This window comes from Acidimicrobiales bacterium (assembly GCA_041394265.1).
Lineage (GTDB): Bacteria > Actinomycetota > Acidimicrobiia > Acidimicrobiales > SZUA-35 > JBBQUN01.
Genome location: JAWKIO010000005.1, coordinates 1,283,597 through 1,305,448, shown reverse-complemented (window position 1 = coordinate 1,305,448; position 21,852 = coordinate 1,283,597). Strand labels below are relative to the sequence as shown.

Here is a 21,852-nt window from a genome sequence, read left to right as displayed (position 1 = left end):
GAGGCGGTCCGACGTCGAGGTCATCGAGATTCGGAGGCCAACCCGTCGCAGGCACACCCGCTGGCGTTGGCCGCAAGGGCCTTGGTCCCCGGTGCAGCGGAGCCTTGCATCTCAGGAGACGCTGTATAGCCTTGATGTATGTCGTCGGCGCGGACCCAGATCTACCTGACCGATGAACAGCGGCAACGAATTGACCGTGTAGCGGCGGCCAGCGGGGTCACGATGGCGCAGCTGATCCGCGACGCCGTCGACGAGTATCTCGACGACGTACCAGACCCCGAGACGGCGCTCTCCTCGACGTTCGGCGCCGATCCCACAGCCGCCGCCCCGTCTCGTGACGGCTGGCAACGTGGCTGACCTCCTGATCGACACCGACATCTTCATCGACCACCTCCGCGGTGCCCATGAGCTGAGGGCGAGGCGCCACCGCCTGCACTACTCGGTCGTGACCAGAGCCGAACTCTTCGCCGGCAACACCGCCACGGACCTGACCATCCAACTCCTGGCCCCGTTTCGTGAACTCGGAGTCGACCGAGCCATTGCGGAACGAGCCGGTCGGATCGTTCGGGAATCTGGTGCTCGCCTTCCCGACGCGTTGATCGCTGCCACTGCGCTCGAACACAGCCTCAGTGTCGTCACCCGCAAGCGCAAGCACTTCGAACCCATCCGCGGCCTCCGGCTCCGAACCCTTGGCTGATCGCCACGACCGCATCAGCGTGGTCGGTGCCCGAGTCACTGCGACTCATCAACGAGACGTACAGCGCGTTCGTGCGAAGACGTACTCGCAACTGTCGGACCTGAGCTAGTCACCGCAGCGGATCAACAGATCCACTCGACATGGCGCCCACGATCTACGGCCAATAAGGGAAGCGCGTCTGGAACTCGTGGCCGACCGCAATCCATCGTACGACGAGGTGCCGGTCGAGCCCGTTGTTCAGTTGCGCAAGCCAGTAGTCGAACCCGTCGGCGTCGGGGGTTCTGCCCAGGACGTTGGTATAGACGACGTCGAGAAACTGGTAGTTGGTGATCCCGTCGCCGTAGGTCTGTCGGAACTCCGTGGAGTTGGCGAAGCCCCAAGCGACCTCGTCGTAGTCGATGCCGTTTTGCGATTGAGCGAGCCAGTACTTGGCGCCGACGACGTCGGGGTCGCGGTCAAAAAATGCACGGTAGAGGCGCATGGTGTCGCCGTCGCGCCCGACGTCGTAGTCCCGGGAGGCCAGCACCTCGTCGAGAGAAGCGGCCTGGTCCAGCGGCAGGTTTCGACGCACCGTTGTGGCCGATGTCGTCGTGGGAGCGGTCGTTGGGGTCGTGGTCGTTGTGGTCGTGGTCGGCGGCGACGCGGTGGTGGCAATAGGAGCGGGGCAAGCAATGTCGAGGGTGACGTCTGCGTACTCGTAGTAGAAGTTGTTGTCGGCTGCGGTGTAGCGGAACGGGACGGGTCCGCAGGTTTCACCGTCGGGCGTATAGGTGAAACCTCCGTCGGCGTTGACCGTGACCGATCCGGCCGTGGGGTACCGGTCCAGGGAAGCCCGTAGATTCGTGCCTGAATCGTTGGTCAACAGCCCGGGCGCTGGCACGACGTATGGAGCTTGGTGAGATGGCACTGCGTAGTGGTCGTCCGCCGGCTGCGGGTTGTCGTAGCCGATGACGGTGATCCACACGGTGGCTTCGTCGCAGGCGCCAGCCGACGTGCAGACTCGGTAGCCGAACGAGTCGGTTCCGTCCCAGTTGCGCGTCGGCGTGTACTGGATCGAGTTCGAGGCGTTCACCGTTGCGGTGCCGTTGGCTGGACCACTGATCAACGTGACGGCGGGATCGACAACGTCGTAGTCGTTGGCGAGGACGCTGATGACGATGGCCCAGTTTTCGTTGATGGCTCGAATGTCGTCGATGGCGTCGACGGCGGACCCTGGGGGCGGGGTGGCGATCATCGCGATCTGGTGGTCGAGGTGCTGTCCGGGAGCAATCGTGAACCAGGTCGCGTCGGCTTCGTTCGAGACGCTGCCAGACCAGGTGGGAATCATCGCTGAGCTCGGTGGATCGACTCGAAGCGTGTACGTACCTGGTTGGAGGTGGAGTGTGAACGTTCCGTCACTCGAGGTCTCGATCGGAGACGGCACGTCGTGCTGATCGATAGAGACCGCAGTGACGGTGGCGGACGCGAGCGGCGTGTCGTCGGGCGATACGACGTAGCCCGTGAGTGTTCCTGCTTCAGGTAGGGAGACGTCGATTCCTTGGGTCTCGTGCAGCCAGGCAACGGTGATCGGCGTGTCGTAGGTGATGTTGAGGTGGTGGTTGGTCGGGTCGGTGAAATCGATGGTCCACTCGCCTGAGGCGAGACCACCGAATTGGTAGCGTCCAGCAGCATCAGTGACCGTGGTGGCTGTGATCTGTCCTGGCTGGGAGGCTCGGACGGCGACGCCGGACAGTGGTTCGCCATTCGAGCCGGTGACGCTGCCACTGATCGAGGGCGGGAGACCGATGTCGCGGTCGAGGTTGAAGTGCCAGGTGCCGTCGACGCAGTACACCCCCGTGGTGTCGTAGAAGACGTCATCGGACCTCAGGCTGGCGAAATCACTACGGAAGTGCTGTTCTGGCCACCCGTAATTGATCCCCGGCGTGCCTCGGAATTGCGCTGCTGCCAGGACGACCTGTAGTCCCGCCGGGTAGGTGGTGGTGGACGTGGTCATGCCAGTGGCCGGTACGCCACACAGGAGTGAGACCTCAACTGAGGTGACCGAGGTGGAGTACATGTTGGCGTTGTGTCCCGGGCTGTCGTGCCAGCTTGATGCTGGATCGACGATCTGAAAGAGACTCAAGGTCAGGTGAGCGTTCTCGGCGTTGCCATCAGGGATGCAAGAGGAGAAGTGCTGAAACGTCGCCGAGTGGAACATGGTGGAGAGGGAGCACTCGGTGTGCGAATTCGTCACGGCCGGGGAGACAGGCGGCAGTCCTGCGCGCTCACGGTGAAGATTGATCTGGTGGAGCACAACTGCTTCAGCCTCGGCCTGAGTGATGACTTGCCCGCTCTGGTAGCCCCACGGGTTGTACCGGTCGAAGGTGCTCTGGTCGAACCCCGCTTCGGCGGATGCAGGAACTGCGAGCAACGAAGCGACGAGCGCAGCAGCGATCAGCGAAGCGAGAAGACGCAGGTATGTCGTCATCGTGGGCGGATCTCCCTGGGTGGCGAAGGACTCCACGTTCGTCGGCGCGTTGCACGCAAAACCTGAGCGTGGCGGCTGGCTGCTCGCTCTTTGTCGTCGCGGCTTGCGTCATCGTTCCGGCCCCGCTGACTTCGGGGTCGAGATGACCCGTTCAGCCTGCGCCAGAATCGGTCGCCGGGGCATGCAGCGGGATGTCGCGTGCAGCAGCGGAAAACGACAGGCATGGCTGGCAGGCAATGCCAGTGGCGGTTGCCAGCTGAGCGACGGCGTGAACGTCCGTGCGCACAACGAATCGAGTGGGTACGGGTGCGCCAACGCTGCTGAATAGTGTGCGGTCGTTCAAGAAGGGGCGAGTCGTGGCGATACCTCGTGTGAGGATCGTCAAGATCCTGCACATCCGCGCGACCCACCGCGCCGGCGGCGACACGTTGCAGGTCACTCAGGAATGCGGAGCGCAAGAACATGTCGAGACCGAAAGCGAAGTACGAGATCATCGACGACAAGGGCTTCGTGTTGTCCGCTCATCGCACTCGGCAGGCTGCGGTCGACACCTGGCGAACCGATCACATCGGTATGCCGGTGACGATCTGGCGGCGCACCAACAACGCCACGGTCAAGATCGTCGAAGGAACCTGGCACGAGGCGCAACGGCCGTACAACAAGTAGCGGAACGAACACCGGTTGCACGTGAGGCCTGCCCGCGGAACTCCCTCGAGAATCGGAGCTGTACCGAGCGGTGCCTCGCTCGATGACATGGCGTGGGGGTTCGCTTCACCGGCCGAACTCGGCGGCTCGGCAATGTCGAACTCGGAGTTCGTCATGACCCTGTATCACAATATGCCCGACCGCGATCCAGACCTGGTCGGGTTCGCTTACTGGCTCAACCAGCTCGATGGGGGAGTGCCGGCGCTCGGGTGTCGTGCTGTCGATCACTTGACGAGTGTGATGGTGAGTGTGGCTTTGATCACAGTGTCGGCGCAGAGGAGGGTCGAGTAGGCGTATCGCTGATCAGCGGGCGCAGCGTTGAGAGTGTCAAACGTCTGGCCATTCAGGAGATAGATCACTTCGGTTCCGGTGCCACCGCTATCGGGGAGCTCGTACCATGCGGGAAGCGAGCCCAATGGGCTGCAGGTGCTGTCGTTGCTCAAGCTGGTGCAGGGGCCCCAGTTGACTGGCTGGCAGTCGAGGCATGGGGCCTGCTGTTCCGCAGCCCAGTCAGGGCGCTTCCGCCTGTCGGGCTGCTCTGAACAGTTCCCACTGGCCTTCGATGCCCTTGAGGGTGTGGAATCCGCGTGTCTCAAACACGTGCCCGGAGCCGATGGCCAGACCGGGCACGGTGGAGGAGACCCAGAGTTCGCCGCCGCTCGCCGCGCTCATCACTCGTGCGGTGAGGTGGACGCCGAGTCCACCGATGTCATCGCCTCGCAGCTCGATCTCGCCGAAGTGGACACCGGAGCGCAGCGTCAGCGAAAGGCTTTGTGCGAGGTCGGCGATCTCGAGGCCTGCGTCGATGGCCACCCCTGGGCCGTCGAGTGTCGCAAGCAACCCGTCGCCTGTTGACTTGATCCAGTCGCCACGATGGCGCTGGATGATGAGCTGCGCTTCCTGCTCCAGGAGGTTCAACCGTTCGGTCCATCGCTGGTCTCCGAGGCGTTGCGCTGTCCGGGTCGAGTCGACGATGTCGTTCATCAGCACGGCCGCTAACCGCCGAGTCAACGCCGGCTGCGCAGCTTGGCGACCGGCCAGGAAGTCGACGGCAGGCCCAAAGACGAGGTCCATTTCGTCGAGGTTGGAAGAACCGTGAAAGTCGCCCTCCACTCGGACAAGCGTTGCGTTCGGAATGTTCTCGGCGAGCCACACGCCCTTCTCGAAAGGCACGACCGGATCGCCGACGGCATGGACCACGCACGTTGGCGCCTGGACAGTGGACGCCAGCGAACTGACGTCGAGAGTGCTGTTGTGACGCAGGATTTCGGTGATGGCACGGGGGGAAGCCATGGCCCGCTCGAAGCGACCGAGCAGTGGAAGCGATGAGTCTGGAGCCCCCTGGTACCAGAGCTGCTGCATCAGGAGTCCGCTGCCCCAGTTGTTCTCCAGGTAGTCGAAATCGGCGGGTTCGGGACTCCTGTCGACGTCTGCGAACGTTGCGATGAGGACGAGGCGGTCCACGCGCTCGGGGTTCGTGGCAGCGAACATCATGGCAAGGGCTCCGCCCTCGGAGATGGCGAGTAGTGACGTGCGTTTCACGCCGGCCGCATCCAATACGACGCGGATGTCGTCGGCTCTCGCCTCGAGTGATCCGGTCCCCATCTGCCGGTCTGATAGCCCGGTGCCGCGTTTGTCGAAGGTGATCACCTTGAAGTGGGAGCCGAGGCGGTTGAAGATCGCCGCGTCGGCGGGGATCTCCCAGGCAATTTCGAGATGCGACGCCAAGCCGGGCACCAGCATGAGGCACGGGCCGTCCGTTCCCCAGATCTGGTAGGCGATCGAGAGTCCGTCGGCCGATGTTGCGTAGTGAACGCTCGGGATTTGCACAGACGCCCCCTTCGCTTGCCGGTTTCCAACCTTAGCTCTCGGCCTGACGATGGATCGGCCCTTCCCGACTCGCTCATGGCTGCCATAGCGCTCGAACACAGCCTCAGCGTCGTCACCCGCAACCGTAAGCACTTCGAACCCATCCGCGGCCTCCGGCTCCGAACCATCGGCTGATCGCGCCGGTGCTTCGGTTGGGTGTGGATCGGTCGACTACAACAGGGCGATGACGATGGATCATCCGGCCGATCGCCACCACCGCATCAGCGTGGTCGGGGCGCGAGTCAACAACTTGCAGGACGTCTCGGTCGACCTTCCCAAGCGGCGGCTCACCGTGTTCGCCGGCGTGTCGGGCTCCGGGAAGAGCTCGCTCGTGTTCGGCACGGTCGCCGCCGAGTCACAGCGCCTCATCAACGAGACCTACAGCGCCTTCGTGCAGGGGTTCATGCCGAGCCTGGCCCGTCCCGATGTCGACGTTCTCGAAGGGCTGACGACGGCGATCATCGTCGATCAGGAGCGGATGGGGGCCAACGCTCGCTCCACCGTGGGAACGGCAACCGACGTCAACGCCATGCTGCGCATCTTGTTCAGCCGGCTCGGCCAACCACAGATCGGCCCGGCGGCCGCATTCTCCTTCAACGTTCCGTCGGTCACTGCCAAGGGCACGATGGAGATCGACAAAGGCGACAAGAAGATCGACGTCGAGTTCAGTCGAGCCGGTGGCATGTGCCCGACCTGCGAGGGGATGGGCTCGGTCCCCGAGCTCGACCTGACGGCGATCTACGACGCCTCGAAGTCCCTCAACGAGGGGGCGATCACCGTCCCGGGGTACACCGCCGATGGTTGGATGGTGAAGGCGTTCTCCGAGTCGGGATTCTTCGACCCTGACAAACCCATCGCCGACTTCACCGACACCGAGCTCGAGGACTTCCTCTACCGCGAACCCGTCAAGGTCAAGGTGAACGGGATCAACGTCACCTACGAGGGGCTGATCAACAAGCTGCAGAAGTCGGTGTTCAGCAAGGACCGAGATGCGCTGCAACCGCATGTCCGGGCATTCGTCGATCGTGCCGCCACCTTCGGGACCTGTGCGTCTTGCGACGGGACCCGCCTGAACGAGCACGCTCGTTCGTCTCGTATCCAGGGCATCAACATCGCTGACGCTTGCTCGATGCAGATCACCGATCTGGCCGACTGGGTCCGAGGTTTGGAGAACGGCGATGCCGTCGGTCCGCTGCTGGCATCGCTGACCGGGGCGCTCGACTCCTTCGTCGACATCGGGCTCGGCTATCTCTCGCTCGATCGCCCCTCGGGCACGCTGTCGGGTGGTGAGGCGCAGCGCACCAAGATGATCCGACACCTCGGCTCCTCGCTCACCGACGTGACCTACGTGTTCGACGAACCGACGATCGGCCTCCACCCGCACGACATCGACCGGATGAATCGGCTCCTGCTCCAACTCCGCGACAAGGGCAACACGGTGCTCGTGGTGGAGCACAAGCCGGAGACGATCGTCGTCGCCGACCACATCGTCGAGCTCGGCCCGGGCGCAGGGTCGGGTGGAGGACACGTGGTGTTCGAGGGATCGGTCGACGAGCTCCGGAAGGCCGACACGCTCACCGGGCGCCATCTCGACGATCGCGCTCAGCTCAAATCCAGCGTGCGCGAAGCCGAGGCGGTGCTCGAGGTGCGAGGAGCGGACGCCAACAACCTCCAGAACGTGGATGTCGACATCCCGCTCGGGGTGCTCGTGGTCGTCACCGGCGTTGCCGGCTCGGGCAAGAGCTCGCTCATCCACGGATCCGTCTCGACCCGCTCCGACGTGGTCGCCATCGACCAGAACCCGATTCGTGGTTCCCGCCGGAGCAGCCCTGCCACCTACAGCGGCTTGCTCGATCCCATTCGCAAGGCATTCGCCAAGGCGAACGGAGTCAAACCGGCGTTGTTCAGTGCGAACTCCGAAGGTGCCTGCCCAACCTGCAACGGGAACGGGGTCATCTACACCGATCTGGCGATGATGGCCGGTGTCGCCACCACGTGCGAGGACTGCGGTGGCAAGCGCTTCCAGGCGGCAGTCCTCGACTACCGGCTCGGTGGGCTCGACATTGCCCAGGTGCTCGACCTACCGGTCGACGACGCACTGTCCTTCTTCTCCGAGGGTGACGCAAGGACGCCGGCGGCGGCGAAGATCCTGGGACGACTGGCCGATGTCGGGCTGGGCTACCTCCGGCTCGGACAACCGCTCACCACGTTGTCGGGTGGGGAACGCCAGCGGCTCAAGCTCGCCATCCAGATGGGCGACAGCGGCGACATCTACGTGCTCGACGAGCCGACCACCGGGTTGCATCTGGCCGACGTCGACCAACTCCTCGGGTTGCTCGACCGACTTGTCGACTCGGGGAAGTCGGTCATCGTGATCGAACATCATCAGGCGGTCATGGCGCACGCCGACTGGATCATCGACCTCGGGCCCGGGGCCGGGCACGACGGCGGCCTGATCGTGTTCGAGGGGCCGCCATCTGACCTCATTGCTTCGGGCTCCACGCTCACTGGCACACACCTGGCCGACTACGTCGTCGCCTGACACTGCCGGCGTCGGCCCCTGACGCGGGCGCTTCCCTCTCGAGGTGCGGTCACCTACCGTGGCCAGATGGCCGAACCCCATGACCTGGTCGAGGACCTGGAGTCGTTCGCGCTCACCTTTCCCGAGGCCTGGCCCGACACACCGTGGGACGACCGCGTGGTCAAGGTTCGCAAGAAGATCTTCCTCTTCGTGTCCCGACCCGACAGTGAGCATGCGGTGGCGACGTTCAAGTTGCCCGATTCCCGGGAGCACGCCCTGTCGTATCCCGATGCGTTTCCAACCCGCTACGGGCTGGGCAAGCACGGTTGGTGCACGGTGCTGTTGGGACGCGTCCCGGTCGAGGAACACGAGGTGCTGTTCGATTTCGTCGTGGAGTCGTACCGGGCGGTCGCTCCCAAGACGTTGGCGAAACAACTCGACGAGCAACTGAGCGCCGAGTCGGGCGACGACAACGGCTAGGTTCGGCGGTCATGAAGATCGGCGCAGTCCTCCCGCACAACGAAATCGGTACCGACCCCGGCGCCATCCGCGCCTACCTGCAGGGAGTGGAGGAGCTGGGCATGACCCACCTGCTCATCTACGACCACGTGATGGGTGTCGACCCGGATCGGCCGGGCGGGTTCGCGGGTCCCTACGACCACAACGTTGCGTTCCACGAGCCGTTCACCTTCTTCGCCTATGCCGCCGCGGTGACCACCTCCATCGAGTTGGTGACCACCGTGTTGATCCTGCCGCAGCGTCAGGCGGTGCTCGTCGCCAAGCAAGCGGCCGAGGTGGCGCTGCTGTCGGGCGATCGGCTTCGGCTGGGCGTTGGTGTGGGGTGGAACACCGTCGAGTACGACGGACTGAACGAGGACTTCCACACCCGGGGCCGCCGTCAGGCCGAGCAGGTCGAACTGATGCGACGATTGTGGACCGAGCACAGCTTCACCTACGAAGGCGAGTTCCACCGGTTCGAAGGCGCCAGCATCCTGCCCCGGCCGAGCAAGCCCGTCCCGATCTGGTTCGGCGGATCGGCGCCGGCGATGATCGACCGGTGCGCCCGCCTCGGTGATGGCTGGATGCCCCTGGGCGGGGCCAACGACAAGTCGAAAGCAATCCTCGACGAGATCCGGGCCAAGCGTGAGGCGGCCGGGGGCACGATGGACGGCTTCGGGGTCCAGGCCCAAGCCCAGTGGGGTGGCGGCACACCAGAGCGCTGGCGCAGCCATGCCGAGAAGTGGCGCGACATCGGTGCGACCCATCTGGCGATCGCCACGCACAACGCCGGTGACACCGATGTCGATGGCCACCTCGGTCGCATCGCCGAGTACCGAGACTCGGTCGCCGACCTCTTCGACTGATCACCAACGAGCTCGACGTCGTGGTGCCAGCGGCCAGTTCCGACCCACCAAAGCTTCGGCATGACGCGGCGCTCCACGGCGTCGATCTGCTCGATCCCGACGCCGTGGTCGCCCTGCTTGGGGAGGCAGGTGCGGCTGACGACGTCGAGGGTGTCCGCTTGCGCTACCTCGAACACGACCCGGGTCGATCCCTGTCGACCTGGTACGAGGTGGCGTTCGCCATGACCTAGCGCTCGCCGTCGGCTCGATCACCGAGATCCCGAGTGGGGTAGCGGAAGGTGACCGACCGACCGCCGAGTCGTCGCTGCTTCCCGCACGCGTGGACCAGGGCGTCGAGACGATCGACGGTGTCGTGCTGTCGTGGTACCCGTTCGACGCAGGGCTCCCGATGGCTGCCGAACTCGTTGCCGGTGGCGGCGCAACGTCTCTGGCGGGCCGTTCCACCGGAACGGTGGTCGAGCGTTTGGCCTGGGTGCCGAGACGGCGGCTCGTGCTTGGCGTCGGCGACCGGGTCGTCAAGCTCGACGCCGACCCTGAACGGGTCGCTTTGGGTGTCGACACCCTGCGTCGGTTGCGGTCCGTCCCCGGCATCGTCGTTCCCGAGGTCATCGACCACGACGCTGCCGACGGCGTGTTCGTCCAGCAGCGTCTTCCCGGCCGAGGCGCAGAGCGAACCGATGCGATGGCCTTGGTGGACGACGCAGCACAGATCGTTCGGGCATTGCAGGGCGTCGATCCCGCTGGGCTCCCGACGCTCGACTCGGCGTCGCTGGTCGAGGCCTGCGAGCCGGTCATGGCCCTGGTGGCGTTCGCCCGACCGGACCTGGCCGACCGCATCGAGGCGATTCGAACCAAGCTCGGCTCGACGATGCCGATCGCGGGACCACTCCTGCCGGCGCATGGCGACTTCAACGTGAGCCAACTGCTGATCGGGCCGGACGGCACGATCGGGCTGGTCGACACCGACACGCTCGCCCTGGCGCCGGTGGGTTTCGATCTCGCGTCCTATGCCGCGAATCTCGTGGCTGGGCGCAAGGGCGATCTCGACGACGCCGACGGTGTGCTCGAAGCGCTCCGGTCCGCCGCCGGCGAACCGATGCCGGATCTCGACTGGCTCTACGCCGTGTGCCTCCTACGCCGCCTCGACCGCCCCATTCGGCGGTACAAACGCCGATGGAGCAGCCGAATCGATCGGCTGCTCCACGACGTCGAGGTCGTCATCGCTCGACTGGCATAGATCAGCGGCCGGGGACGATCTCCAACACGGCCTTGCCCCGGACTTCGCCGTTCGCCAGACGGCGGAAAGCCTCCGGCGCATCTTCGAGTGCGTACCGCCGATCGATGATCGGTCGCACGGCGCCCGACTCGACGAGCCCTGCGAGCCGTTCGAGGTGGACGAAGTGCTCCGATGCCACGAAGGTGGTCAGCGTTTGCCTGGAGATGGTCGACCAGGCCACGGCTCGGAGCTGGCGATCGAGCCCGCCGAGCAGGCGTCCGCCGTTCTCACCGCCGACGATCACGAGGGTTCCCGTTGGCTCGAGGGCACGCCGAAGATCTCGCAACCGACGATTGCCCCCGGTGTCGATGATGAGGTCGTACCGATGGACGCCGGCCAACGGGTCATCGACCCGATAGTCGATCACGCTCGTGGCGCCGAGCGAACGCACCAGGTCGAGCTTGGCCGATCCGGCGACCCCCGTCACCTCCCCACCGAGGGCCGCCGCGATCTGCACGGCGTAGGTGCCGACACCGCCCGAGGCGCCGAGGACCAGCACGCGATCGCCGGGACGCACCCGACCATGCAGCTCGACGGCCTGCAGAGCGGTGGAACCTGTTGCGGCGAGTGCGCCGGCGTCGACGATGTCGAGACCGTGGGGTGCGACGGCCAGGTGATCTTCGGGGGCGGCGGCGTACTCGGCGTAGGTACCGACGCCGGTGCCGAAGACCCGGTCGCCCTCGACGAACCGGGTCACCCCTGATCCGACGGCCTCGACGACACCGGCGACGTCGAGACCGGGCACCGGTTGGCGGGGCCGGCGTAGTCCGAAGGCGAGGCGGGTCGGGTAGGGGAGCCCGGTCATCAGGTGCCACACCCCTCGGTCGACGCCGGCGGCGTGGACTCGGATCAGGACCTCCCGCTCGCCGATGTTCGGGCGAGTAACCTGGCGCATCTCGAGTCGTTCGGGACCGCCATAGCGGTCGAGCACGACGGCACGCATGGTGGGAGCGGTGGCGGGTGTTGTCGAGGAAGCGGTAGGCGAACGGCGAGCGTCGGTCGGAGTGGTCGTGGTGCGAAGGTCGGTGGTCATGGATAGTCCTTTGATCGATGGTGCGGTGGTCGGTTGGTGCGGTGGTCGGATGGTGTGGTGGTCGAATGGTGTGGGTGCAGATGGGGCCGAAGGCGTCGTCGTCAGACGGTGATCGGCTGGGGGACGGGTAGGCCTCGATCGGCGGCGGGGGTGCGGAGCCCACGTGTGATCAGTCGGATGGCGAACGCAGGCTCGACGATCATGGCGATCAGGTAGAGCGGGTCGATCGCCGTGTTGAGGCTCGGCGCTCCGAGCGCTGCGAAGGAGCCGATGAGGTAGACCACGCCGGTCGCTCCCATCCCGATGCCCAGCGGTCGTGACACGAGGTTCGAGCCAACGAGCATGCGAGACAGCACCAGACAGCTGAGACCGAACGCGATCAGCCCGACGTCGTAGCCGAGCGCATGGCGTTCGACCGCGTCGAGTACCTGCTGTGCGGCAGTTGGATTGCCGGTCGTTCCCGGATCACGAGCCAGGTTGAGCGCACGGTCGAGATGGAGCATGTTGACCGCAAGGAGCGCCCCCTGGATCAGTCGGAGGACCGCGGCAGCGATGGCCAGGCGGGCATCGACTCGTCGCAGCAGGCGATAGAGCCCGAACGCCACCGTGGCGTCGAGAAGGATCATCACGACGTCGGCGCCGATGCCGATCCCGAACAGCCCGGGCGACTCGGCGATGTTGGTGGCGGTGGCAACGGCGTCGTCGTTGTCGATGAGCGAGCCTCGTACGGCGAACTCGGCGAAGATGCCGGTGGCGACGATGCCCAGGTAGGCAGCGCCGGTCAGGCGGGACAGCGGCGTCGGTCCGCTTTCGGTCGCCGGCGAGGCGACCGGCGGTACTGCCAGCGACGGCTGGAGATCGGTGTCGAGGTGGTGGGTGGTGGTCATGGCGAATCCTCCTGTGGTGGTGTGATGACGAAGGTAGAAATCGCGACCGGTTCGGGTCTTGACCGTCGATGCCGAGGTGTTGACCCAAACGGCCATCGCCGGTGCTGACGTGGTACAACTCAGCGATGGGCTCGGTGGGAGCACCGGTCATTCGCCGGATCGTCGAGGTCTCGGGTACGGACTGCCCGGCGGAACTCCTGGCCGAGCTGGGGTTGTCGGCGAGCAACGATCCGCTCGACGCAGGCACGCCCGCGATCGACGCCAACGCCTACTACGACCTTCTCGAACGCGTCACCCGGTCCGATGATCATGGGTTGCCGTTTCGGTACGCCGACGCCCTCCAAGCCGAGGATCTCGGTGTGCTCGGGCTGGCGATGAAGACTGCACCCACCGTCAACGACGCCCTCCGGCGGCTGATCCGCTACGTGCTGGTACTCAGCGACACGCTCGAATACGAGCTCGTTCCGCAGGCGTGGGGCATGGAATTCGCCTTGCTGGGGCGACCGTCGCACCGCCGGGGAGCCGCACTGGCGAACGAGTGTGCGCTTGCAGCGGTGGTGTCGTTGTTGCGGCGCGCCGTCGGTGGGGCGCTGCAGTTGCGTGCGGTCTGGTTCCGCCACCCGGCGCCCGCCGATGTCGACCCGCACCGCTCCTTCTTCGGAACCGAGGTGCACTTCTCGGCCCCCGGCGACGCCTTGCACTTCGACACGTTGAGCCTCGGCCGGCCTGCCGTGCTCGCCGACGAAGGCTTGTCGAACTACCTGCTCGCTCGGCTCGATGATCTGAGGTCGAGCATCGACGGTCGCTCCCTGCTCGACTCGGTGCGGGGTGTCGTCGCCGACTCGCTGGCCGACGGCCAGCCGAGCAAGTCACAGGTGGCCCGGCAACTGGGAATGAGCGAGCGCACGCTGCACCGGCGACTTGCCGACGACGGTGCGTCCTTCCAGGCGCTCGTCACCGAGGTGCGGAGGGAGGCGGCCGAGTCGCTGCTCCGGTCGGGCTCACACAGCCTCGCCGACGTTGCCTTCCTCACCGGGTTCTCGGAGCAGAGCGCCTTCACCCGAGCGTTCAAGCGGTGGACCGGTCAGACGCCTGCGTCGTTTCGAGCTGAAGGAGGCCCCACTCAGCCAGCAGACGCCTGAGTGAGATAGGCCGAGGGCGACAGGCCGAGGTGGCGGCGGAAGTCGCGAGTCAGGTGGGCCTGGTCGGCGTAGCCCAGCTCAGCGGCGATCGATGCCCACCCCGGCCATTCGCCGTCGCCGTCGATGGCGAGGCGAGCCGACTCGGCCGCCTCGATGATCCGCCACCGACGGATCACGAACGATGGCGACGCTCCGACGTGTTGGTCGAACAGGCGCTGGAGCGTTCGCACGCTGACCCCGGCGACACCGGCAAGGTCGTCGACCCGACGTACCGACCGATCGGTTTCGGCGATCGCCGCCACGTTCGCCACCTCCCGGCCTTCGGCCACGAGCCTGGAATCGCGACGCTCGACCATGGCGTCCAGCGCCGAGCGAAGGCAGCCGATCCGTTCGTCGTTGGTGGTGGCCTGCCGAACGTCGTCGAGCACTCGACGCGCATCGAGGCCGGGGAGGGCGTCGAGGCGCAGCTCGGCGTCGGTCGCCGTGACCGCCGGTGCGTCGAGGAGTACACCGAGTCCGCCAACGGCGCTGCGGGCCGCCACAGTCCAACCGTCGAGAGCGAGGCGGCGAACACTGCGGCGCGTCATGACCCCGTAGACCCGGCCATCTGCGGGATCGAGACGGCGACCGGCGTCGTCGAGCGTGCCGATGCTGATGTTGCCGGCTGGGTGGTTGAGCACCTCCTGCTCGTGGACCATTCCCACCGGGAGCTCCCAGGCCACCGACCAGAACCAGGCGACGACGCCGTCGAGATGGGGCCCCGGATCCGAACGGGCGAAGTCCACGTGCCGCATCATGGCGACGGGGTCGACGATGCCACGGGTGTCGTCGGGGAGCGGCCGGACCATCGCCCGACGCTACCCGCCGAAGCTGGCGTGAATGTTCAAGCCCTTCGCCCACCTGCAGGCATACGTTCGAACCATGACTGATGACACGAACGAGCCGCCGATCTTCCCGACCAACGCACCCGAGGTCTTCTGCGACTCCGATGCGACCCCCACGTTGTTCGACGAGGTTCTGAGCCGACTCGCTGACGTCGTCGATGTCGACGACACCCAGCTCGGTCTGCCCACCCCGTGTGCCGGCTTCGATGTGGCGGCGCTGCGCACCCACGTCTTGGGGTGGCTGCAATTCTTCGCCGCTGCATTGTCGGACCCGACCGGTGACGCCGATCGGCCCGACCCCGAGGCATTCGCACTCCCGCCCGGCACGACCGGATCCGACATCGTCGGCAAGGCCCTCGCCGACATCAAGGCAGCGATTGCCGCCGACGTCGCCGGTCGGCTGGTCACGATGTCGTCGTCTCGCATGGCGGGCGACGGGGTGTTGGGTATGGCGCTCGGCGAATACATCGTGCATGCCTGGGATCTCGCGCGTGCCACCGGCGCCCCGTACGCAGCGCCCGATTCGGCAGTTCTCCCGGCACACGAGTTCCTCCAGGGGATGGTCGCGCCGGAGTACCGAGGCCCGGACTCGGGCTTCTTCGATGATGAGGTCGAGGTTGCCGCCGATGCGTCGCCACTCGATCGCCTGCTCGGCTTCGCCGGCCGCGACCCGCACTGGCAGCCGTGACGAGCCCTGCGACGCTCAGCGCTCGAAGTGCTGCCAGTCGACCAAGGTCGTGAAGTCGCCACCCCATCGCCAGCCAGCAGCGGCGAAGGCCTCGACGACGATGTCGCCCCGGCGGATCATCGCCGGGTGGTGAACATTCCGGACGACGAAGTCCGCGCCATCAGGGGGCAGGACCACCTCGCCGCGAACGTAGGGATTCTGCCGAGGGTTCACGTCGATCGCTCGACCGTACGCATGGCGGGACCAACTTGCGCCGCTCGTGACCGCTCGGCAGTTGAAGGCGGAGGTGTTGTTGGCCGCCATCGAGGCGTTGTCATCGCCGTCGAACCTCGACACCGGCACCATCTGCTCGATCGGGTAGCGCTGGTCGTAGAGCTGGCTGAACACCGTAACGACGGCTTCGGCGACCGATCGGTGCACGATGAGCGTGCCGGTCGATGCTTTGCCATCGAAGCCGACGGTCGACATCTCGATCTGCACGAGATCGGCCGGGCCGACCGGACAACCCGCCCGCCAGCTGGCGCCGAGTTCGAAGGCGTCGACCGGCTCGATCGATGCCCGAAACGGCGGGAGCGGTTCGAGCACAGTGTCGGTGCTCGCCACGAATTCGGCCGACTCGGAGAACAGCACGAGGAGCCCGACACGGGTCAGGCCGGCCGCCATCGTCTGCCGCCAGTACTCGAGGCCGTCGGCATCGGGTTCGCGGTCGAGCACGTTGCGGTAGAGCCGCACGACGAACTCGTCGTCGCTCGGCGCCCCGGCCACCGCAGCGAACTCGGGGCTGGTGATGAACTCGGCGGCAATCGTCTCGAGGGACGTGGTCGTGCTCCGCAGCCGGAACCAGTAGGCGAAGCCCTCGGGGTCGGGCGAGCGGTCGAACACCGCTCGATACAACCGCTCGATCTGCCCCTCCTCCGGACGAAGCGGTTGGGCGGTGTCGGTTGCCGATGCTCGAACGGTCGGGGCAAGAGTGGCGAGCGTGATGGCCAGCACCGCCACGAGCCGGGGGAGGCGCACGTCAGGACTCGTCGAGGAGCGGCAGGATCTGCTCGACCAGCAGCGGCAGGGTGGCAAGCAACGTGGTTCGCACCCGTTCGCGGTCGATCCGGTCCCGACCGATCCACTCCACGGTGAGCTCCTGGGCGAAGCCACCCCAGGCCCGGATGAACGCTCGGACCATTGGTTCGTCGGATCGGTGGGCCAAGCCCACGGCACTGAGCGTCTGGTCGGCGAGAATCTCACGGGTTTCGTCGATGATGGCGGCCACCTCGTCGTCTCGCTCGGCGCCTCCGGCGTTGACCGCATTCAGCCAACGGACCGGGTTCTGTTCGATGGCGGTGAGGAAGCTGTCGACCGCCGTCGCCCACGGGCTCTTCGTCCTCGTCTCCGCCGAGGCTTCGACCTCGAACGGTGCCCGGGCTGCCACCCTGACCACCTCGAGATAGAGCTCGCGTTTCGACCCGAAATAGTGATGGAGAAGTCCACGGGCGATGCCGGCCTCGTTCGCGATGTCGGTGATCGACACTTCGCTGTACGGTCGCCGACCGAACAACCGGATTGCAACGCGCAGGATCTGATCGCGTCGTTCGTCGGGGGTCATACGGACCCGTCGGTGGACCTGGCTACTCGAACTCACGGCAACATCCTCGGTGTTCTGCCCGGAGGAGACAACTTCGACAACTATTGGACGGCGTTCAACAGCAGGCGCTACGTTGCGCGCATGGTCTACCGACAGTTCGTCTCGCCCCAACCGGGAGAGGATCTCGCCGCCATTGCGAGACGCGTGCTGCCGGGCGTGCCCGACGGGCTGGAGCAGCTGCAGTCGTGGAACCTCCACCTCGCTGCTCGAGCCGGCGCCAATCGTTCGATCGGTTTGCTGCCCAGCGACATCGTGTTCGTCGAACCGCCGCCGCCATGACCCCGATCATCACACGGGCGTCCATCGCCGGCGGTCACGACGGCAGAGCCGAGGTCGAGGTCGAGATCACCTACGCCAACGGCGGAACGACGACCATCGCACTCGACGAAGAGGCCTGCCTCGCCTCGCTCGATCAGGCCGGTGTCTCCTCGGTCGAAGAACTCGTCGGACAGCCGTGGAGCGTGGTGCTCCCCGGGCTCGAACGGCAACCGCAACATCTGAACAAGGGAACTGTCAATGCTCGATCTCATCATCCGTAACGGGCGGATCGTCGACGGCTCGGGACTTCCGGCCCGCAGTGGCGACATCGCAATCCACGACGGTCGCATCGTGAGTGTCGGCGGCAGGAGCAGCGATGCTCGTCAAGTGATCGACGCCGGCGGCAAGGTCGTGGCGCCGGGCTTCATCGATCCTCATACTCACTACGACGCGCAACTGTGCTTCGACCCCTATGCCTTCCCTGCGATCGAGCACGGCATCACCACCGTCGTTCCTGGCAACTGTTCGCTCTCGCTCGCTCCGCTCAAGGCGGATCACCGTGATGCCTTCAGCCGGATGTTCCGCTTGATCGAGGAGATGCCCGAGCCGGCCTTCGACGCCGGCGTCGACTGGCGTTGGGGCGAGGGTTTCGGCGAGTGGCTCGATGCACTCACGGGGCAGATCGCCCTCAACGTCGCACCCCTTGTCGGGCATTCCGTGATTCGGATGTTCGTCATGGGCGACGACGCTCAGCAGCGGGCGGCGAACGACGCCGAGATCCAAGCGATGGCGGAACTGCTCGGCGCTTGCCTCGACGCCGGCGCCATTGGTCTGTCGACCAGCTTCGTCGACATCGACGAGACCTACCGTCCCGTGCCGAGTCGATGGGCGGCCCCGGACGAGCTCGATGCGCTCGCTGCGGTCCTCGGTGAGCGAGGCAAGGTCCTCCAGATCGTGCACGAGTTCTTCGACGCCGATCTGACCGTCGCTCGGATCGAGCAACTGGCTGAGCTGTCGGTTCGGCATGGACTCACCACGACCCTGTCGCCGCTCTTCCACTCCGACGCCAATGCTCGTGGGGTCACCAAGGTGATGGAGGCGATCGCCGACGTACGCGCCCGCGGTGCCGCCGTCTGGCCCCAGGTCCAGACCCGGCCGATCGACATCAGTTTCACGCTCGATCAGCGCAGTCTGATGCTCCTCACCCTGCCGTCCTGGTGGAAGGTCGCGTCGATCCGCGATCACGACGAGAAGTTGGCGGCGGTCGCCGAGCAGCGCCAGGCCTTGGTCGACGAGATGAACTCCTTGGCCCGGCGCCCCAATGGCGGTCTCGGTGCCGGCGGTTTCGTCGTGCGGAGCGTGGCCAACGAACGCAACAACGATCTGGTCGGCCGCACGATCGACGACATCGCTGCCGAACGCGGTTGCAGCCATGGTGATGCCCTGCTCGACCTCGCCCTCGACGAGGAACTCGCCACCTGGTTCATCCGGGCGTCCGTCGGACACAACAACTCACCCGTCGTCGGTGAACTCCTGGCCGACCCGCTCGTCCACGTCGGAGCGTCCGACGGCGGCGCCCACGTCGGGTCGTTCTCGACCTTCGGCGACACCGGCTACCTGATCTCCGAGTTCGTGCGGGGCACCGGATCGCTCAGCCTCGAAGCCGCCGTCAAGAAGATCACGCTCGACCCCGCCACGATCTGGGGGATCGAAGGACGAGGCCTCCTCGCACCGGGGTACGCCGCCGACATCGTGATCTTCGATGCCGATCACATCGGACGCGGCCCAGAAATCGCCTCCGACGACTTCCCCGGTGGCGGTATTCGCTGGATCCGGCGCCAAGAGGGCGTCGACACCGTCATCGTGAACGGCGAGGTGACCTGGAGCGCCGAGAACGGCTACGTCGAAGAGGCCCGAGCCGGGCAGATCGCCACGCGGACGGTCACACGATGAGCTCCGGAGCGCTTCCCGCCGGTTGCCAGTCACGCGTCGTCGACGTGAACGGCACCCGCATCCACTGTGTCGAAGCAGGCGAGGGTCCGCTCGTCCTGCTGGTGCACGGCTTCCCCGAATCGTGGTACTCGTGGCGCCATCAGCTTCCGGCCTTGGCCGAGGCGGGCTACCACGTCGTTGCGATCGACGTGCGTGGGTACGGCCGGTCGTCCAAGCCGCTCGAGATCGAGCAGTACCGCATGGTGCGACTCGTCGCCGACAATGTCGGCCTCGTCGCCGCTCTCGGCGAGCAGACCGCCGTCATCGTCGGCCACGACTGGGGTGCGCCGATCGCGTGGACGTCGGCGCTGCTACGGCCCGATGTCTTCACCGCCGTTGCCGGGCTGTCGGTTCCGTTCTCGCCTCCGTCACCCCACCGTCCGCTCGAGGTGATGCGGGCCATGGCCGGCGACGAAGAGTTCTACGTCGAGTACTTCCAGGAGCCCGGCCGGGCCGAGCGAGAGATCGAAGCCGACGTCCGCGGCTGGTTGCTCGGCTTCATGTTCACCGCCTCCGGCGACGCGCCCGCTCCCGACCCCGCAGCGGGCAGCATCGCCACTATCCCGCACGGCGCGGCGATGAAGGATCGATTCCATCGCCCCGACCCCTTGCCGTCATGGCTGACCGAGGACGACCTCGACGTCTACGCCGAGGAGTTCGAGCATTCGGGATTCCGCGGACCGCTGAATCGCTATCGCAACGTCGACCGCGATTGGGAGGATCTCGCAGCGTTCCGGGGCGCCTCGATCCAGGTGCCGGCCTTGTTCGTCGGCGGCGATCGAGACGGACCGACGATCTGGGGCGCGCCGGCCATCGAGGCCTTCCCACAGACCCTGCCGCACCTGCATCGCTCGATCATCCTCGATGGTTGCGGCCACTGGACGCAGCAAGAGCGGCCGGCCGAGGTGAATGCGGCACTGCTCGATTTCCTGGGGAGCGTGTCGTGACTCCTCGAGAGGCACTTGCCGATCCGCTCGACATCGCCATCGTCGGTGGGGGAATGGCAGGGATGCTGTCGGCACTCGTGCTCGCTCGAGACGGCCACACGATCACGGTCTACGAGCGCGACGACACCGATCTCCCGGCGACCGCCGACGAAGCGTTCGATCACTGGGATCGGCGTGGGGCTGCCCACGCCCGCCAATCCCACGCCCTCCTTGCCCGGCTGCGACGATTCCTGAACGAGCGGGCGCCCGACGTTCTCGAAGCCCTCACCGCCGAAGGGGCCACCGAACTCACCCTCGAACGGATCCTTCCGCCCGACATCGTCGACCGCACGCCGCGCCCCGGCGACGACGAGCTGGTGATCCTGTGCTGCCGACGGCTCACGATCGAGTGGGTGCTCCGCCGAGCCGTGAGCCAGGAGCCCAACGTGACCTGGCGCGGCGGGGTGTCGGTCGCCGGTCTGCTGGCCGACGGCAACGACGTTTGGGGTCTCCGATTCGACGGCGACACCACCGTCGATGCCGACCTCGTGGTCGTGGCCGGGGGCCGCAATTCCCCGGTGCTGGACTGGATCGCCGCGCTCGACGTCGAGCTGGCACCGTTCGAGGAGCACTCCGATGCCGGCATCATCTACCTCTCGCGCTTCTATCGACTGCGTGAGGGCCGGGAGCTCCCGGTACTCACCAAGACCGGTGCCGGTGGCGACCTCGGCTATCTCGGCTTCGCCGGCTTCTATGGCGACAACCGCACGTTCTCGATCACCCTCGGTGTCCCGACCGGCGATCGGGAGTTGCTTGCCCTCCGCAACGAGGCTTCTTGGGAGGCAGCCATCCGCACGCTCACGCCGCTGGCGCAGTGGACCGAAGACGGCCTGGCCGATCCGATCTCGGGGGTCGAATCGATGGCGCGTCTCGAGAACCGCATCCGCCGGTTCGTGGTCGACGGCGAGCCGGTCGTCACCGGGCTCGTGGTCATCGGTGACGCCGCCACTGCCACGAACCCGTGGTACGGCAAGGGTTGCTCGTTGGCCGGGATTGCCGCCGAAGCCCTGTCGTCGGCGCTCGCCGCCCACGGCACCGATCGGGTTGGCCTGGCGCTGGCCATGGACGCCGCCATCACCAACGAGATCGCACCCCACTACGACGTGTCGTGTCGGCAGGACGCCGATCGCATCAAGCTCCACTCGGCGCTGCTCGAGGGCACCGAGCCCGATCCGATGGCCGCCGCCACTCGGGACTTCATCCTCAATGGGCTCATCCCGGCCACGAGGAGCGACCCCGAGGTCTATCGGGCGTTCTTCCGGTCGTTCAACATGCTCGACGACCCCACGGCGCTGCTCACCAACGCCGAGGTGATGGCCGCGGCGGGCGCCGCGCATGCCGCCAAGGACCAACGTCCCCCCGAGCCCGATCTCGGCCCGCCACGCGACGAACTCCTCGCCGTGATGGCGTCAGCTTCCGGGGCCTGATCACAGTCGACCGTCGG

General features: G+C 66.3%; 22 protein-coding genes. 15 read left to right on the top strand and 7 right to left on the bottom strand.

Annotated elements, in window-relative coordinates; genetic code table 11:
* Nucleotides 1-138 precede the first annotated feature (138 nt).
* Both R2733_06285 and R2733_06280 read left to right on the top strand, forming a co-directional pair.
* The gene (locus R2733_06285) at nucleotides 139-357 is read left to right on the top strand and encodes a CopG family transcriptional regulator (protein ID MEZ5376107.1); all 219 of its coding nucleotides are present in this window, start codon (nucleotides 139-141) and stop codon (nucleotides 355-357) included.
* Nucleotides 350-697, top strand: coding sequence for a type II toxin-antitoxin system VapC family toxin (locus R2733_06280; protein MEZ5376106.1), 348 nt, complete (start codon nucleotides 350-352; stop codon nucleotides 695-697). Before R2733_06285 ends, R2733_06280 begins: the two co-directional genes overlap by 8 nt.
* Before the next feature lie 154 nt (nucleotides 698-851).
* Here the strand turns inward: R2733_06280 and R2733_06275 are convergent, their stop codons facing one another.
* Entirely contained in the window at nucleotides 852-3,164 is a 2,313-nt protein-coding gene (locus R2733_06275; GenBank protein MEZ5376105.1) for a DUF4214 domain-containing protein, read from the bottom strand.
* Nucleotides 3,165-3,626: 462 nt separating this feature from the next.
* On the opposite strand from R2733_06275, the gene R2733_06270 reads away from it, so the two are divergent.
* Entirely contained in the window at nucleotides 3,627-3,830 is a 204-nt protein-coding gene (locus tag R2733_06270) for a hypothetical protein (GenBank protein MEZ5376104.1), read from the top strand.
* Nucleotides 3,831-4,379: 549 nt separating this feature from the next.
* On the opposite strand, the gene R2733_06265 is transcribed toward R2733_06270, so the two are convergent.
* Complete coding sequence (locus tag R2733_06265; GenBank protein MEZ5376103.1) at nucleotides 4,380-5,699, bottom strand: adenylate/guanylate cyclase domain-containing protein; 1,320 nt, start codon at nucleotides 5,697-5,699, stop codon at nucleotides 4,380-4,382.
* Nucleotides 5,700-5,922: 223 nt separating this feature from the next.
* Between R2733_06265 and R2733_06260 the strand changes: the two genes are divergently transcribed.
* From R2733_06260 to R2733_06240, 5 genes are all read left to right on the top strand, one after another.
* The gene (locus R2733_06260) at nucleotides 5,923-8,280 is read left to right on the top strand and encodes an excinuclease ABC subunit UvrA (protein MEZ5376102.1); all 2,358 of its coding nucleotides are present in this window, start codon (nucleotides 5,923-5,925) and stop codon (nucleotides 8,278-8,280) included.
* A 66-nt stretch (nucleotides 8,281-8,346) separates the two neighbouring features.
* Nucleotides 8,347-8,739 (top strand): MmcQ/YjbR family DNA-binding protein, encoded by a 393-nt coding sequence (locus R2733_06255; protein ID MEZ5376101.1) that lies wholly within the window; start codon nucleotides 8,347-8,349, stop codon nucleotides 8,737-8,739.
* 11 nt (nucleotides 8,740-8,750) lie between these two features.
* Nucleotides 8,751-9,623 (top strand): LLM class F420-dependent oxidoreductase, encoded by an 873-nt coding sequence (locus R2733_06250; protein ID MEZ5376100.1) that lies wholly within the window; start codon nucleotides 8,751-8,753, stop codon nucleotides 9,621-9,623.
* A gap of 23 nt (nucleotides 9,624-9,646) precedes the next feature.
* Nucleotides 9,647-9,853: a hypothetical protein gene (locus R2733_06245; protein ID MEZ5376099.1), complete on the top strand. Its 207-nt coding sequence runs from the start codon at nucleotides 9,647-9,649 to the stop codon at nucleotides 9,851-9,853.
* Between the two features lie 89 nt (nucleotides 9,854-9,942).
* Nucleotides 9,943-10,860, top strand: coding sequence for an aminoglycoside phosphotransferase family protein (locus tag R2733_06240; protein ID MEZ5376098.1), 918 nt, complete (start codon nucleotides 9,943-9,945; stop codon nucleotides 10,858-10,860).
* Nucleotide 10,861: 1 nt separating this feature from the next.
* Here the strand turns inward: R2733_06240 and R2733_06235 are convergent, their stop codons facing one another.
* Entirely contained in the window at nucleotides 10,862-11,932 is a 1,071-nt protein-coding gene (locus R2733_06235; GenBank protein ID MEZ5376097.1) for an NAD(P)-dependent alcohol dehydrogenase, read from the bottom strand.
* A gap of 101 nt (nucleotides 11,933-12,033) precedes the next feature.
* Entirely contained in the window at nucleotides 12,034-12,819 is a 786-nt protein-coding gene (locus tag R2733_06230; protein ID MEZ5376096.1) for a DUF4386 domain-containing protein, read from the bottom strand.
* 125 nt (nucleotides 12,820-12,944) lie between these two features.
* Between R2733_06230 and R2733_06225 the strand changes: the two genes are divergently transcribed.
* Nucleotides 12,945-13,961, top strand: a complete 1,017-nt coding sequence (locus tag R2733_06225) for an AraC family transcriptional regulator (protein ID MEZ5376095.1) — start codon at nucleotides 12,945-12,947, stop codon at nucleotides 13,959-13,961.
* Here R2733_06225 and R2733_06220 read toward each other — a convergent pair.
* Nucleotides 13,943-14,809 (bottom strand): helix-turn-helix transcriptional regulator, encoded by an 867-nt coding sequence (locus tag R2733_06220; GenBank protein ID MEZ5376094.1) that lies wholly within the window; start codon nucleotides 14,807-14,809, stop codon nucleotides 13,943-13,945. The genes R2733_06225 and R2733_06220 overlap by 19 nt on opposite strands.
* 73 nt (nucleotides 14,810-14,882) lie before the next feature.
* On the opposite strand from R2733_06220, the gene R2733_06215 reads away from it, so the two are divergent.
* Complete coding sequence (locus R2733_06215) at nucleotides 14,883-15,533, top strand: TIGR03086 family metal-binding protein (protein ID MEZ5376093.1); 651 nt, start codon at nucleotides 14,883-14,885, stop codon at nucleotides 15,531-15,533.
* 15 nt (nucleotides 15,534-15,548) lie between these two features.
* Here the strand turns inward: R2733_06215 and R2733_06210 are convergent, their stop codons facing one another.
* Both R2733_06210 and R2733_06205 read right to left on the bottom strand, forming a co-directional pair.
* Nucleotides 15,549-16,550: a DUF4214 domain-containing protein gene (locus tag R2733_06210; GenBank protein MEZ5376092.1), complete on the bottom strand. Its 1,002-nt coding sequence runs from the start codon at nucleotides 16,548-16,550 to the stop codon at nucleotides 15,549-15,551.
* Between the two features lies 1 nt (nucleotide 16,551).
* Nucleotides 16,552-17,169: a helix-turn-helix domain-containing protein gene (locus R2733_06205; GenBank protein ID MEZ5376091.1), complete on the bottom strand. Its 618-nt coding sequence runs from the start codon at nucleotides 17,167-17,169 to the stop codon at nucleotides 16,552-16,554.
* An 84-nt stretch (nucleotides 17,170-17,253) separates the two neighbouring features.
* Between R2733_06205 and R2733_06200 the strand changes: the two genes are divergently transcribed.
* The 5 genes from R2733_06200 to R2733_06180 are packed head-to-tail and all read left to right on the top strand — an operon-like array spanning nucleotide 17,254 to nucleotide 21,835.
* Entirely contained in the window at nucleotides 17,254-17,451 is a 198-nt protein-coding gene (locus tag R2733_06200; GenBank protein ID MEZ5376090.1) for a hypothetical protein, read from the top strand.
* Nucleotides 17,448-17,711, top strand: coding sequence for a hypothetical protein (locus R2733_06195; protein ID MEZ5376089.1), 264 nt, complete (start codon nucleotides 17,448-17,450; stop codon nucleotides 17,709-17,711). The genes R2733_06200 and R2733_06195 overlap by 4 nt, the downstream gene beginning before the upstream one ends.
* A complete protein-coding gene (locus R2733_06190) occupies nucleotides 17,689-19,383 on the top strand; it encodes an amidohydrolase family protein (protein MEZ5376088.1) in 1,695 nt (564 codons plus the stop codon). The genes R2733_06195 and R2733_06190 overlap by 23 nt, the downstream gene beginning before the upstream one ends.
* Nucleotides 19,380-20,369 (top strand): alpha/beta hydrolase, encoded by a 990-nt coding sequence (locus tag R2733_06185; GenBank protein ID MEZ5376087.1) that lies wholly within the window; start codon nucleotides 19,380-19,382, stop codon nucleotides 20,367-20,369. Before R2733_06190 ends, R2733_06185 begins: the two co-directional genes overlap by 4 nt.
* A complete protein-coding gene (locus R2733_06180; protein ID MEZ5376086.1) occupies nucleotides 20,366-21,835 on the top strand; it encodes an FAD-dependent oxidoreductase in 1,470 nt (489 codons plus the stop codon). The genes R2733_06185 and R2733_06180 overlap by 4 nt, the downstream gene beginning before the upstream one ends.
* Nucleotides 21,836-21,852 lie beyond the last annotated feature (17 nt).

What these genes read in the sequence shown, in the direction of transcription:
- R2733_06230 (MEZ5376096.1), bottom strand. Translation starts at nt 12,819, where the DNA reads ATGACCACCACCCACCACCTCGACACCGATCTCCAGCCGTCGCTGGCA.
- R2733_06200 (MEZ5376090.1), top strand. Translation starts at nt 17,254, where the DNA reads ATGGTCTACCGACAGTTCGTCTCGCCCCAACCGGGAGAGGATCTCGCC.
- R2733_06185 (MEZ5376087.1), top strand. Translation starts at nt 19,380, where the DNA reads ATGAGCTCCGGAGCGCTTCCCGCCGGTTGCCAGTCACGCGTCGTCGAC.
- R2733_06270 (MEZ5376104.1), top strand. Translation starts at nt 3,627, where the DNA reads ATGTCGAGACCGAAAGCGAAGTACGAGATCATCGACGACAAGGGCTTC.
- R2733_06235 (MEZ5376097.1), bottom strand. Translation starts at nt 11,932, where the DNA reads ATGACCACCGACCTTCGCACCACGACCACTCCGACCGACGCTCGCCGT.
- R2733_06255 (MEZ5376101.1), top strand. Translation starts at nt 8,347, where the DNA reads ATGGCCGAACCCCATGACCTGGTCGAGGACCTGGAGTCGTTCGCGCTC.
- R2733_06250 (MEZ5376100.1), top strand. Translation starts at nt 8,751, where the DNA reads ATGAAGATCGGCGCAGTCCTCCCGCACAACGAAATCGGTACCGACCCC.
- R2733_06220 (MEZ5376094.1), bottom strand. Translation starts at nt 14,809, where the DNA reads ATGGTCCGGCCGCTCCCCGACGACACCCGTGGCATCGTCGACCCCGTC.
- R2733_06225 (MEZ5376095.1), top strand. Translation starts at nt 12,945, where the DNA reads ATGGGCTCGGTGGGAGCACCGGTCATTCGCCGGATCGTCGAGGTCTCG.
- R2733_06260 (MEZ5376102.1), top strand. Translation starts at nt 5,923, where the DNA reads ATGACGATGGATCATCCGGCCGATCGCCACCACCGCATCAGCGTGGTC.
- R2733_06275 (MEZ5376105.1), bottom strand. Translation starts at nt 3,164, where the DNA reads ATGACGACATACCTGCGTCTTCTCGCTTCGCTGATCGCTGCTGCGCTC.
- R2733_06190 (MEZ5376088.1), top strand. Translation starts at nt 17,689, where the DNA reads ATGCTCGATCTCATCATCCGTAACGGGCGGATCGTCGACGGCTCGGGA.
- R2733_06215 (MEZ5376093.1), top strand. Translation starts at nt 14,883, where the DNA reads ATGACTGATGACACGAACGAGCCGCCGATCTTCCCGACCAACGCACCC.
- R2733_06285 (MEZ5376107.1), top strand. Translation starts at nt 139, where the DNA reads ATGTCGTCGGCGCGGACCCAGATCTACCTGACCGATGAACAGCGGCAA.
- R2733_06195 (MEZ5376089.1), top strand. Translation starts at nt 17,448, where the DNA reads ATGACCCCGATCATCACACGGGCGTCCATCGCCGGCGGTCACGACGGC.